The organism is Corynebacterium gottingense (assembly GCF_003693265.1).
GTDB lineage: Bacteria > Actinomycetota > Actinomycetes > Mycobacteriales > Mycobacteriaceae > Corynebacterium > Corynebacterium gottingense.
This window is the reverse complement of the sequence record NZ_RDRE01000027.1, coordinates 1-12,273: the sequence shown is the minus strand read 5'-3', so window position 1 is coordinate 12,273 and position 12,273 is coordinate 1. Positions and strand designations below refer to the sequence as shown.

General features: G+C 67.3%; 13 protein-coding genes and 1 pseudogene. 6 read left to right on the top strand and 8 right to left on the bottom strand.

The features are described from left to right. Together EAW56_RS10215 and EAW56_RS10210 are read left to right on the top strand one after the other, a co-directional pair. Nucleotides 1–375, top strand: a 375-nt coding sequence (locus EAW56_RS10215) for an FtsX-like permease family protein (RefSeq protein ID WP_122086422.1), incomplete at its 5' end; no start/stop codon positions are given. Next, entirely contained in the window at nt 376–1,035 is a 660-nt protein-coding gene (locus tag EAW56_RS10210; RefSeq protein ID WP_122086420.1) for an ABC transporter ATP-binding protein, read from the top strand. Here EAW56_RS10210 and EAW56_RS10205 read toward each other — a convergent pair. From EAW56_RS10205 to EAW56_RS10195, 3 genes are all read right to left on the bottom strand, one after another. Beyond that, a complete protein-coding gene (locus EAW56_RS10205; RefSeq protein ID WP_122086418.1) occupies nt 1,004–2,116 on the bottom strand; it encodes an MFS transporter in 1,113 nt (370 codons plus the stop codon). The genes EAW56_RS10210 and EAW56_RS10205 overlap by 32 nt on opposite strands. A 66-nt stretch (nt 2,117–2,182) precedes the next feature. After that, the gene (locus tag EAW56_RS10200; RefSeq protein ID WP_095553793.1) at nt 2,183–3,007 is read right to left on the bottom strand and encodes a hypothetical protein; all 825 of its coding nucleotides are present in this window, start codon (nt 3,005–3,007) and stop codon (nt 2,183–2,185) included. An 18-nt stretch (nt 3,008–3,025) separates the two neighbouring features. Next, nucleotides 3,026–4,147, bottom strand: a complete 1,122-nt coding sequence (locus EAW56_RS10195) for a hypothetical protein (RefSeq protein WP_122086416.1) — start codon at nt 4,145–4,147, stop codon at nt 3,026–3,028. Nucleotides 4,148–4,419: 272 nt separating this feature from the next. On the opposite strand from EAW56_RS10195, the gene EAW56_RS10190 reads away from it, so the two are divergent. After that, entirely contained in the window at nt 4,420–5,166 is a 747-nt protein-coding gene (locus EAW56_RS10190; RefSeq protein ID WP_122086414.1) for a YwaF family protein, read from the top strand. Here the strand turns inward: EAW56_RS10190 and EAW56_RS10185 are convergent. Genes EAW56_RS10185 through EAW56_RS10175 form a run of 3 tightly spaced genes read right to left on the bottom strand, consistent with a single transcriptional unit; the run spans nt 5,142 to nt 8,431 of the window. Then, entirely contained in the window at nt 5,142–6,089 is a 948-nt protein-coding gene (locus EAW56_RS10185; protein ID WP_122086413.1) for an NAD(P)-binding domain-containing protein, read from the bottom strand. The two genes, EAW56_RS10190 and EAW56_RS10185, sit on opposite strands and share 25 nt — an antisense overlap. Next, the gene (locus tag EAW56_RS10180) at nt 6,082–7,614 is read right to left on the bottom strand and encodes a bifunctional ADP-dependent NAD(P)H-hydrate dehydratase/NAD(P)H-hydrate epimerase (protein ID WP_122086411.1); all 1,533 of its coding nucleotides are present in this window, start codon (nt 7,612–7,614) and stop codon (nt 6,082–6,084) included. Before EAW56_RS10180 ends, EAW56_RS10185 begins: the two co-directional genes overlap by 8 nt. Before the next feature lie 10 nt (nt 7,615–7,624). Continuing rightward, on the bottom strand, nt 7,625–8,431 hold the full coding sequence (locus EAW56_RS10175; RefSeq protein WP_122086409.1) for an Fpg/Nei family DNA glycosylase: 807 nt from the start codon (nt 8,429–8,431) through the stop codon (nt 7,625–7,627). Between the two features lie 46 nt (nt 8,432–8,477). Here EAW56_RS10175 and EAW56_RS10170 point away from each other — a divergent pair, with 46 nt between their 5' ends. The 3 genes from EAW56_RS10170 to trhO all read left to right on the top strand — a co-directional run bounded on the left by EAW56_RS10170 (nt 8,478) and on the right by trhO (nt 11,285). Next, nucleotides 8,478–9,971 (top strand): DUF1846 domain-containing protein, encoded by a 1,494-nt coding sequence (locus EAW56_RS10170; protein ID WP_122086407.1) that lies wholly within the window; start codon nt 8,478–8,480, stop codon nt 9,969–9,971. A gap of 62 nt (nt 9,972–10,033) precedes the next feature. Then, nucleotides 10,034–10,393 carry an excisionase family DNA-binding protein gene (locus tag EAW56_RS10165; protein ID WP_233125432.1) on the top strand — a complete coding sequence of 120 codons (360 nt, stop codon included), beginning with the start codon at nt 10,034–10,036 and terminating at the stop codon, nt 10,391–10,393. Beyond that, entirely contained in the window at nt 10,380–11,285 is a 906-nt protein-coding gene (trhO, locus tag EAW56_RS10160) for an oxygen-dependent tRNA uridine(34) hydroxylase TrhO (protein ID WP_122086406.1), read from the top strand. The genes EAW56_RS10165 and trhO overlap by 14 nt, the downstream gene beginning before the upstream one ends. Here the strand turns inward: trhO and EAW56_RS10155 are convergent. Next, nucleotides 11,260–11,667 carry a hypothetical protein gene (locus tag EAW56_RS10155; RefSeq protein WP_095555635.1) on the bottom strand — a complete coding sequence of 136 codons (408 nt, stop codon included), beginning with the start codon at nt 11,665–11,667 and terminating at the stop codon, nt 11,260–11,262. The genes trhO and EAW56_RS10155 overlap by 26 nt on opposite strands. Before the next feature lie 3 nt (nt 11,668–11,670). Further along, nucleotides 11,671–12,273 (bottom strand): annotated as a pseudogene (locus tag EAW56_RS10150) (universal stress protein); the annotation flags it as partial.

The following is a 12,273-nucleotide window of genomic DNA, read 5'->3' as shown; positions in this document are numbered from 1 at the left end:
GGCTCCCTGCTCATGATCCAGGGCTTCCTGTACGCCATCGCGGCGCTGGTCATCGTCGCCTTCCTCACCGTGTGGACGATGCAGCGCACCCGCGACCTGGCCATCCTCAAGGCGATCGGCGCGTCGAACGGCTACCTGCGCAAGGACGCGCTCGGCCAGTCCGCCATCATCCTGGCGGTCGGCGTGATCCTCGGTGCCGTCATCGCCACCGGCTTTGGTGCGCTCGTCGGCGGCACGGTCCCGTTCACGCTCTCCGCGCTGTCCACGGTCGGCCCGCCGCTGCTCATCTGGGTCCTCGGCCTCGCCGGTGCCCTGTTTGCCACCCGCTCCATCACCAACGTCGAACCGCAACTCGCACTCGGAGGTATCGCCTAAATGCTCACCATGGACAACGTCACCGTCACCTTCCAGGACGGCCAGGAGCGCCTCACCGCCCTGGACAACATCTCCTTCAGCGCCACCCCGGGCCACCTCACCTTCATCGTCGGCGAGTCCGGCTCGGGCAAGTCCACCCTGCTCTCCGCGGCCGCGGGCCTGCTCACGCCCGACTCGGGCACAGTGCTTATCGACGACACGCCCGTGGACACCCGCGTCCGCCTCGAAAAAATCGGCATGATTTTCCAGCAGGCAAACCTGATCGGCGCCCTCAACGTCCGCGACCAGCTCTTGGTCACCGACCACATCCGCGGCGTGAAGCCGCGCAAGGAGCGCGCCGACGAGCTGCTCGCCACCGTGGGCCTGGAGGGCCTGGGCGACCGCAAGATGCAGCAGCTGTCCGGCGGTCAGCGCCAGCGCGTCGGCATCGCCCGCGCGCTCATGGGCGAGCCGTCGCTGATCCTGGCCGACGAGCCGACCGCGGCGCTGGACTCGGAGCGCTCGCACGAGATCGTCGCCCTGCTGCGCAACCTGGTGCAGGACCGCAACATCGCCTGCGGCTTTGTCACCCACGACACGGAGCTCATCTCCTCGGCCGACGAGGTCGTCCGCGTGGCGGACGGGCAGGTTACCGCAGCTTCGGTCGCGAGAGCAGCGTAAGCACGCCGAACCCGCACGCGGCGAGCAGCAGCGAGATGATGAGGGTGCCGGAGAGGTAGCCCGCGTCCACTGCCGCCGCGCCGAGCGCGGAGCCGGAGGCGATGCCGACCTGGAACGTCACCACGTAGATGGAGCTGGCCAGGTCCTGGTTGCGCTTGCCGGCGAACAGGAAGATGGTGGTGGCGACGGTGGGCAGCGCGCCCGCCGCGGTACCGAAGATGGCGATCATGATGAACATGATCACGCCCGAGCCGGTGTGCAGGCCGATGAGCCCGACGAGCGCGGCGACAATGAGCAGGATCCCAGCGAAGCCGTTGAGGCGGATCATGCGGACGTCGACACGATTGCCCGCGAGCACGACGCCGACGAGGCCGAACGCGCCGTACGCGCCGAGCCCGATGGGGACGAACGCGTGCCCCGCCGTGTTTTCCACGAGCAGCGCCAGGTAGGTGAAGGTGGCGAAGACCGCGGTGACGGAGAACGCCAGGTAGAAGACGAGCGAGGGAATGGCGGAGCGCTGCTGCTGCGCGGTCTCCGCCGGCGTCGGCGGGATGGCCGGCATGCTGGGCAGCGTCTTGAGCAGCAGCAGGAACGCGAAGAGGACCGCGACGCCGAGGACCCAGGTGGAGCCGCGCCACCCGATCAGCCTGCCGAGCGAGGTGGTGAGCGGGGAGCCGACCACCAGCGAGAGCGTGGAGCCGAGTGAGACCGCCGCGACCGCCTTGCCCGTCATCCCGCGCGGTGCCAGGCGCGCCGCCATCGGGTTGACCAGTGACCAGAACAGTCCGTGGGTGAGCGCAGCGGCGACGCGCCCGGCCACGAGCACCCAGTAGTTCTGCGCGATCGCCTGCAAGATGATGCCCGCGAGCAGGAAGCCGAGCGTAGCCATGAAGAGGGGGCGTCGGTTCATGTTGCGGGTGGCGGCCATGAGCGGGATGGTCACGATGGCGACGAGGCCGGCGTACACACTCATCAGGAGGCCGATCTGGCCTTCGGAGACGTTGAGATCCGAGGCCATCGGGGAGATGAGGCCGACGGCGAACATCTCAAATGTGACGTAGACGAACGCCGCGAAGCTCATCGCAGCGAGGGGGACCACAGGGAATTTCTGGGATTGGGGTGTCTGCAGATCGGTCACATGAACAATCTAGGCGTAGAAATGCGTGTACGCGAACGCTCCGTAGCCGAAAATGCCCAGCAGCATGAGGACCCCGGCGATGATGGGGATGATGTCTGTTTCCGGCTGCGGCGTTTCGGTCGGCGTTTCGGTCGGTTCCGCGTGGTCCGCCTCACACTGCGCGTCCTGCTGGTCAAAGTAATTGGCGTAGCGGTCGACGGCGCGCAGGTTCTCGTACGTCGCGGTGGAGGTGAGTGTGTCGGCCCAGCGCGTGGCGTCGGCAAGCATCAGGCCCGGGAACTCTTGGGTGAGCTGCTCGGCGACCGCCTCCGGGTCGGTGGCCATGCCGGTGGGGGTGAACCAGTCCGGGGCGTCCTTGCCCACGGGCACTTGGCCGTCGGTGGCGACGAAGTCCTTGTAGTGCTCGACCTCGGTGATTTGCGGGTTGTGGGTGGTCTGCGTGGGCGAGTGGCGCTGCAGGTACCAGTTGGCCACGGACTCGGGCAGGCCGAGGTCGGCGAACGCCTCGAGAGCGTACGCGTGCTCGGTGGTGGTGGGGTCGGCGAAGTGGGCGTCATCGATGTAGATGCCTAGCGCTTCCTCGAGGATGCGGCGGCGCACGCCGGACTCGACGCTGCGCACCTCGGGGAATGCCTCGACGAAGGATCCGTAGCGGGCGTAGATGAGGTTTGCCTCGCGCTCGAGGTAGAGGTGCGCGGCGTCGCTGGCCGCACCGAAGGCCTCCGGCTCCATGGTGAGCGTGCAGGTGGCCGCGCTCGCGGCGGGAATGGGCGCAACGGCAACGCCACCGCAGACCAGTGCGGTCGCGGTGGCGAGTGCGGCGAGCGTTCTCATCGGTGCCCTGCTCGGGGTCTAGCCAAGGAAGGAGAAGGCTGCGCCGCCGATGGCTGCCAGCAGGGCGAGCACGATAGCGGCGATGATGCCGGAGTCAACGGAGATGTGCTTGCCGGCTGCGGCGGCGGTGTCCACCTTGGGCTCGTCCTCCTGCTTGTTGTCCGGCCTGTCGGTCGGTTCCGATGCGGTGTGCGACTTGGTGCGCGAGGTGACGGAGACGTTGACGGTGGTTTTGCCGTTCTCCCGCACGACGGTGGTCGTCGTGCCGTTCTCGGTGCCGTTTTCGTGCTCGGTGCGCTCAGGCTGGTCAGTCTGCTCAGTGGTCAGCGGGTTCTGCTCTGCCGAGGGAAGCACGTCCGCGCCCTGGTCGGTCTTCTCCGCCGCGCGCTGCGCGTCGGGGTTTGCACCGTCGGTGGGGAACAGGACGATGGCATCGCCGCCCTCTGCGCATTCCTGGCGGGCCTGCTGGAAGACGGACTCGAATGCGGCGCCCTTGCGGTAGTCGGACAGGGCCTCCGACTCCACGAAGGCGTCGGTCCACGCGGCCGCGTGGACCGGGCTCAGCTCCGGGAACTGGGCCTTGCGTTCCTGCTCCAGGACGGCCAGCGGGGCGACCGGGCGGAAGGCGGGTTCAGACGCGGCATCCTGTTCCGAAGCGGTGATGGTGCCCGCGTCGAGGGAGTCGTGCACGTCGTCCCAGAATTTGACCAGCGCGATGTCCGGCTCGGTGGAGACAGCGAGGCTGTTCCACAGGTGGGAGAAGTACCAGAAGGACGCGTCGTGCGAGACACCGGTTTCTGCGGAAATCCGGTCGGCCCACGCGTTCAGGTTGTCCATCAGGTTGTCGTTGAAGGACTCGCGGCCGCCGTTCTCGTAGGCGTCCTGGAACTCGGCGGCGATGTCGTCGGCGGCAGGGAACGCGACCTCGAAGGCCTGGCGCCAGTTGTCATCCTGGTTGAACTTGGTGGAAGCGAACGCGACGCGCTCGTATTCCTGCTGCTCCTGGCTGTTTAGCTGGATGTGGCACGAACCAGAGTCGTTGCTACCAACAGTTGCGCCCTGCGCTTGTGGCGCAATGACAGCGCACGCGCCCAGGGCGACGGCGGTGGCTGCTGCTGCGAATCTCTGATTGTTGAACACGCTGATTATGTTACCTGAGGAATTTATAAATGGAAGCATTTGCGTGAGCCGTGTTCGCTTTATAAATACGGCAATAACCGTGTATATTCACATAGTGCCAGGAAGGAGCGGTGGATCGATATGGTGTTATTGAATATCGCCTGTCAATAGCGTAAAAAACGCCCCGATATGGGGGTAGCCCCTTAATGGTCCAGATCGAGGTAGCCGGGCTGAACCTGAGAAGTTACACCATTGTAATTCTTAGACAGCCATATAGCGGTATCCTTACCTGCATGCAGCTACAGCCGCTCCAACCGCCGGACTGGACGTCGCGCAACGGACGCACCTACCGGACGATGACACAGTACGACTCGCGGCACCTCTCCGTACTCGTGGTCCTCATTCTCTGCTGCGGCATCCTCGTCGTCGCGACCCGCAACCTGCCCCACAACGTGGTGAAAGCGGCGCGCAAGATCGCCGGCGCCGTCCTGGGCATCCTTGTGTTCGCCTACTACTGCTGGGTCCTCGCGCCGAGCAACATCGTGTGGGACGAAACCGCCCCCTTCCACATCACGGACTTCCTCCGCGTTATCACCCCGACGGCGCTGCTCACCGACAATCCCACCGCAGCCGCCCTGTCCTTCTACTGGGGTTTCCTCCTGAACCCCATGGCACTGCTCTTCCCCGACATGGCGTACGTCCAGGACTTCCCGGGCCTGCAGGAATTCGCGTACTGGTTCTTCCACAGCGCCGCCCTCGTCGTCCCGACCGTACTCACCTTCGGCCTCGGCTACCGCCCCACCTGGCGCGACTGGCGCATTACCACCGCCATCACCGTCGCTTGGGCCGGTTTCGCCGCCACCGCCAACCGCATCACCGGCGGCAACTACGGCTTCCTCGCCGGCTACCCGCGCGGCTGGTCCATCCTCGAGCTCTTTGGCAAGTGGCCCTACTACCTCCTCATCGTCGTCCCCGGCGTCCCAGCGGTCTGGGCCGCAATGACCTGGGCGAGTGCTTATCGACGCCCCGCCACCGCCTGAGCCACGTCCCTGGCAAAAGGACTCACGCCACCCAGCGTGGCCGCGCCCGGCCCGTTGATGCGGTTGTAGCCCACAAACCACAGCCCCGGGGTGTTGCGGTCCAGGCCGCGTACCGGCCCGAGCGCCGGGCGGAACCCCGTGGCCCACACGATCGCCTCGACCCCAAGTGCCGAAACCTCATCAAGCGTGTCCGGCATCGTCTCCGTGCGCATCAGCGCGGCGTCGCGGGCGCGGCGTACCTCGGGCACCACGACGATGTCGCCGCCGAAGTCGGCCCCGCCCGGGTCCGGCTTGCCCTGTGAGATAGCGACGAAACGTTCACGGTTGCGGCGGAACAAGTCCGAACCGTCCACGTCGTCCGGCATGAAACGCGGCGCGTGGCGGGTCAGCCACACCACATCAACCCCGCCCAGCGCCAGGTCGGCGGTGATCTGCGCACCGGAATCGCCGGATCCCACCACGGCGACGCGTTTGCCCGCCAACTGCTGCGGGTTGCGGTATTCGGAGGCGTGCAGCTGCACTCCGGGGAACGTGCCCGGGTAGTGGGGGACGAACGGAACGTTACCGGTGGCCATGATCACGTTGCGGGCGGTGACGCGTTGGGGGTGGAGGGTGAACGTGGCGTCGGCAAGCGTGACCTGCTCCACGCGCTCACGAACGACGGGGAAGCTGTAGCGCTGCTCGTAACGCGTGAGGTAGTCCACGACGTGGTCGCGCGGCGGATAGCCGTCGAAGGCGGGCATAGGCCAGCCGGGCAAGTTGGAAAATTCCGCGCGGGAAAACAACGTGAGGTTATCCCAGTACGTCGGCCAAGCGCCGGCAGCACGGTCGCCGAAGATGGTGAAATCCACCTTGTACTTGCGCAGGTAGTAAGCGGTCGCGAGTGCAGATTGGCCACCACCGATGATCGCGGCATCAAGCATTGTTCGCCTCCAGAGTCGTTGTGGTCAGTAGAGCGGTAGCCTCGCGGACAAACGTGGCGATCCGGCTTGCGGGCGCGGTGGCATCGCCGTACTCGGTAGCGGAGGCCAGCTTCGCGGCCACGGCGTGCACGGTTGCGGCCGAAATGAGCGAGGAGGTCTCCGCGCGCCGGGCCAGATGTGCGCCCGCAATGCCGGCGAGCACGTCGCCGGAACCCGGGGTCGCGGCCCAGGAGTGCCCGGCGTCGAGGCCGTAGACGAGGTGGCCGTCGGAGATGAGTGTGGCGCGCCCCTTGCGCAGGACGTCGCAACCGAGGTGTGCGGCGAGGGCGAGCGTCTCCTCCATCCGCGAATCCGCGGAAAGGCCCGCGGCCTCGCGCAGCCGGGCGAACTCGCCGTCGTGCGGAGTGAGCGCCGTGTAGGTGTCGCGCTCGCGCAGGGCGGACAGGAGGTCGGGGTGGGTGGCAAGGAGGGTGAGCGCGTCGGCGTCGAGAAGCAAAGGCTCCGGGGCGCTGAGTAGGGCGCGCAGCTCTGCGGCCGCCGCCTCGTCGGTGCCCGCGCCGGGGCCGAACACCCAGGCCTGGACGCGGCCGGACGCATCCACGGAATCCGCGACGACGACCTCCGGGTGCGCGCGTACGACCTCGGCGGCTTGCGGGCCCGCGTAGCGCACCATCGCCGGGGTGGCGTTGACCGCGCCCGCCGTGCACAGCAGCGCCGCGCCCGGGTACGTGCCGCTGCCCGCACGGATGCCCACTACGCCACCGGAGTACTTGTCGTCGGACGCGCCGGGCTCCACCGACGGCACGGGCGCAGGGAGTAGGGTGCGCATCCCCTCGGGGAGAGGGAAGTCCGGGGTGACGGCGCGGTTTGCTGTGAGCAGCGGTGGCCCGTCGGCGGACCACTCGGGCAGCGTGTCCACGAGCGTTTCGTAGAGGTGGCGGCCGCCGATCCCGATGTCCGCAATCAGCTGCACCCCGCACGCGGCGGAAAGGACGTGGGCGCGCCGGAACCCGCCGAAGGTCACGGTCGCGTCCGCGGTGACGTGGAGCTCGCCGCCCTCGCCCGTGTCGGCGTCGACCCCGGAGGGCACGTCGACCGCGAGCACGCGCGTCCCCCGCAGCGCCTCCACCACCTCTGCATATTCCGCGCGCAGTCCCGCAGTACCACCAATACCGGTCATGCCGTCGATGGCCAGGTCATACGCGCAGTCACCATGCTCTACCACCGTCCCGCCCGCGTTGCGCAGCGCCGCCAGCGCCCGCTCCTGCGCGCGGCCCGCCACCAGCAGCGCGTCCACCTGGTAGCCGGACATGGCCAGCTCCGCGGCGGCGTAGAGGGCGTCGCCGCCGTTACCGCCCGGTCCGGCCACCGCGAGCACCCGGCAGCCCGGCTCCGCCATCGCGCGGGCCACCTGGGCCACGGCGTGCGCGGCCTGTTGCATGAGCTCGTCCGGCGAAGTCTGCGCGTCCAATAGCGGCTGCTCGGCAGCGCGGACCTGGGCGACAGTAAAGGTGCAGGCGTACATACTGGCCAGGCTAGTCGCGCTGGCAGGTGGGGCACCAGAACAGGTTGCGCCCCTCCACCTTGCGCAGCGCGATCTCGTCGCCGCACACGTAGCAGGGCTGGCCTGCCCGGCGGTACACGTAGACCTCGCCGCCGTGGTCGTCCTTGCGGGGCTCGCGCCCCATCGCCTCCGGCGCGTGCTCGTCGCGCACCGTGTCGATGCGGCCGTGCTCGACCCCGTAGTGCATGAGGTGCACTAGGTCGGCCCACAGCGCGTCGAACTCGGCGCGATCCAGCGCCCGCCCCGGTGTGAACGGGGAGAGGCCGAGCCGGAACAGCGGCTCTGCGCGGTAGATGTTGCCCACCCCGGCAAAGTAGGCCTGGTCCATCATCAGCGAGCCGATCGTGCGCTTCGAACGGTGCACGCGCGCCCACAGCGCGTCCGGGTCCGCGCCCGCGTCGAGCGGGTCTTCGCCAGTGCGCTCTAAGATGGCGGCAACCTCCGCCGGGTTGAGGTAGGCGCAGGTCTGCGGCCCGCGCAGGTTGGCCGCCACCGCGCCCCTCCCACGATCCGGCACGAGCCGCAGCCGGATCTGGCCCCACACGTCCTCGGCCGGCTCGAAGCGCAGCGAGCCGATGAGGCCCAGGTGGATGTGCACGGTCGCCGGCGCAAACTCCAAAAACAGGTGCTTGCCGTGGGCGCGTGCGGCGAGGAGCGGGTGGGCGTCGATAAGCGATGCATCGAAGCGCCCCTGGGGCGAGGAGGCGGCGATGGGTGCGCCCCGGAAGTCGTCGTTCAGGCGCGTGGCCAGACGGTGGATGACGTGACCTTCAGGCAAAGTGCCGCTCCGCAAGATTCATGGCGCAGATTGTAGTATTGCTTCCATGCCGTACAAGATCGGGTTTGACCGAGAGAAATATATTCAGATGCAGTCCGAGCACATCACCGCCCGCAGGCGGGAAATCGGCGGCAAACTCTATCTGGAGATGGGGGGCAAGCTTTTCGACGATCACCACGCCTCCCGCGTCCTCCCCGGGTTCACCCCGGACAACAAGATCGCCATGCTGGACCGGATCAAGGACGAAGTGGAGATTGTCATCTGCTTCAACGCCGGCGACGTCGTGCGCCAGAAGGTGCGCGCGGACCTGGGCATCACCTACGAAGATGACGTGCTGCGCCTCGTGGACGTGTTCCGCGACCGCGGCTTCCTCGTGGAAAACGTGGTGGTCACGCAGCTGGAGGGCCACAACGAGAACGTCGAAGCCTTCCTCGAGCGCCTCGGCCGCCTGGGCCTGAAGGTGTCGCGCCACTACATGATCCCGGGCTACCCCAACGACACGGCGACGGTGGTCTCCGACAACGGCTTCGGCCGCAACGACTACGTGGAGACTTCCCGCGACCTCATCGTGATGACCGCGCCGGGGCCGGGCTCCGGCAAGCTGGCCACCTGCCTGAGCCAGGTGTACCACGAGCACAAGCGCGGCATCCCCGCTGGCTACGCCAAGTTTGAGACCTTCCCCATCTGGAACCTGCCGCTGTCGCACCCGGTGAACCTGGCCTACGAGGCGGCCACCGCGGACCTGGAAGACATCAACGTGATCGACCAGTACCACCTGGAGGCGTACGGGGAGAAGGTCACCTCCTACAACCGCGACATCGAGGTCTTCCCGCTGCTGAAGACGCTGCTGCGCGAGGTCACAGGGGAGACGCCGTACCAGTCGCCCACGGACATGGGCGTGAATATGGCCGGCTACTGCATCTCCGACGACACCGCGTGCCGCCACGCCGCGGAGCAGGAGATCATCCGCCGCTACTACAAGACCCTCGTGGAGGAGCGCCGCACCGAGGCCGATTCGACCGAGTCGGACCGCATCTCCAACGTCATGCGCAAGGCGGAGGTGACTACGTCGGATCGCCCGGTGGTCGCGCCGGCGCTCGCGGTGGCGGAGGCGACCGGCCAGCCGGGCGCCGCGCTGGAGCTGCCGAACGGGAGCGTCGTCACGGGCAAGACCTCGGACCTGCTCGGCCCCTCGGCCGCCGTGCTGCTCAACGCGCTGAAGGAGCTCGCGGGTATCGACGATTCCGTGCACCTCCTCTCGCCCGATTCCATCGAGCCGATCCAGACGCTGAAGACGAAGCACCTCGGCTCCGTGAACCCGCGCCTGCACACGGACGAGGTGCTGATCGCCCTGTCCGTATCGGCGGCTTCGAGTGCGGACGCCGCCGCAGCGCTTGAGCAGCTGCGGAATCTGCGCGGCTGCGACGCCCACACGACGACCATCCTCGGCTCCGTGGACGAGGGAATCTTCCGTAACCTGGGCGTTCTGGTGACCTCCGAGCCGAACTACTGGAAGAAGCGCCTGTACCACAAGCGCTAGGTTGGGTAATTCGGGTAATTCGGGTATTGCGCCCGTTGCGTCTTGTTCGTATGATGTTGGGCATGGATCAAGACGAGAAGCTCTCACCGGTGGAGCAGGCCCTGGCGGACCTCAACGGCAATCTCTCCCGCGCCCGCACCCACTCTGAGGACAGCGTCACGCTGCCCAAGGAGACCGCGGTGTGGCTGCGCGACATTATTGAAGATATTGCGGAGGGGCGCCTCATCCCCGCCCCCGGACCGGAGGAGGAGATGACGACGCAGCAGGTGGCCAACCTGCTCGGCGTCTCCCGCCCCTTTGTGGTCAAGCTAATTGACGATGGCCGCCTTGCCGGCCACAAAGTGGGCACCCACCGCCGCGTCTACACGCGCGACGCCGTGGCGTACAAAGATCTGATGGCCGGTAACCGTGGCCAGCGTTAGCAAGATCCTCCTGTACTACAAGTTCCAGCCCATCTCGGACCCGGACGCGGTGCGCCTGTGGCAGCGCGACCTGTGCGAGGGGTTGGGCCTGTACGGGAGGATCATCGTTTCCAAAGACGGGATCAACGGCACCGTCGGCGGCCCGATCGACGCGTGCAAAACCTACGCGAAAAAGACGCGCGAGTACTTCCGCGGCATCGAGTTCAAGTGGTCCGAGGGCGGCAAGGGGGACTTTCCCAAGCTCTCCGTCAAAGCGCGCGAGGAGATCGTGTCCTTCGGCGCGCCGGGCGAGCTCAAGGTGGACAGCCACGGCGTCGTCGGCGGCGGCACGCACCTCACGCCGGAGGAGGTCAACGAGCTGGTGGCCAACAACCCTGACGTCGTCTTCTTTGACGGCCGCAACGCCCGCGAGGCGGAGATTGGCAAGTTCAAGGACGCCGTCGTGCCGGACGTGGAGACCACCCACGACTTCATCAAAGAGCTGGACAGCGGCAAGTACGACTGGATGAAGGACAAGCCCGTCGTCTCCTACTGCACCGGCGGCATCCGCTGCGAGGTGCTGTCCAGCCTGATGAAGAACCGCGGCTTCGAGGACGTGTACCAGCTCGACGGGGGCATCGTCCGCTACGGCGAGAAGTACGGCAACTCCGGGCTGTGGGAGGGGTCCCTCTACGTCTTTGACAAGCGCATGCACACCGAGTTCGGCGGCGGCGCCGACGACCCAAACTACGTCCAGCTGGGTCACTGCGTGCACTGCGGTGCGGACACGAACCAGTTTTACAACTGCGCCAACGAGCCGGAGTGCCGCGTCCAGTACTTGAGCTGCCCCGAGTGCCGGGAGGAGAACCCGTACTGCGCGGAGTGCGCTACACGGCGAGCTTCCCAATCGTGATGATCAGCCACACCATGGTGAACGGTACGAGCGGCAGCCAGAACACGCCCATCCACGGCACCCACCGCTCGTAGCGGTTCAGCTTGCGCACCATGATCACGGCGCAAGCGAGCAGCGCCGCCACCGGTGGGATGGACGTGAGCACCGCCCACCAGGTCTCGCTCACGCCCGGAATCCACGACAGCACCAGGCCAAAGAGCAGGCAAAAGCTTATCGACGCCACCGTGAACCCCAGCGCCTGCCGCGTCGACTTCCGGTTCCGCTCCGCCACCTCGGCCGGGTCCGGCTCGTCCGCGAGCGCGTCGAAGTCCCGCGGCTCCGGCCGGGTCCTGCTGAACCGGTCGGCCCCCGAGTGCAGGTCGTTTTCTGGGTGGTCCTGCATGGGCTAGCCCTCCGCGTCCGAGCGCGGGTAGATGACCACGGGCACCGGCGCGAAGCGGATGAACTCGCCCTCGCGGGTGCCCACGAACACACGCTTGAGCTGCCCCGACGGCTGGGAGCCGAGGCACATGATGTCGCCCTTCTTCCACTTCACGCTGTCCACGGCGCGCTTCCAGCCCCGCCCGGACGCGAGCAGCGTCTGCACGTCCAGCGAGTCGGAGACCTCGAAGGCCTGGTCGCGGACGCGGTCGAGCAGCCCTAGGGTGGACTCGTTCCAGGCGGCCAGCTCGTGGGAGAACTCGGAGCTGCGCTCGTCGGGGGAGAACGCGACAATGCGCAGCGGCACGCCGATGACGGAGGCGAGGGAGGCGGCGTACGCGAGGCCGGGGAAGCGGTCGCGGGTGCCGGTGCCGGAGATTTCGTCGGAGTCAATGAGCGCGTAGGTCACGCGCGTAATGCCCTTCTTGGACAGCTTCACGTGCTTCGGCGCCAGCCCGAGCGGCAGGGTGGAGGAGTGCATGAGCTCCTCGGCCACGGAGGTGGGGCGGAAGCGCTTCTTGGAGGTTTTGGCGCGTGAGCCCATGACGATCATGTCGGCGTTGAAGGC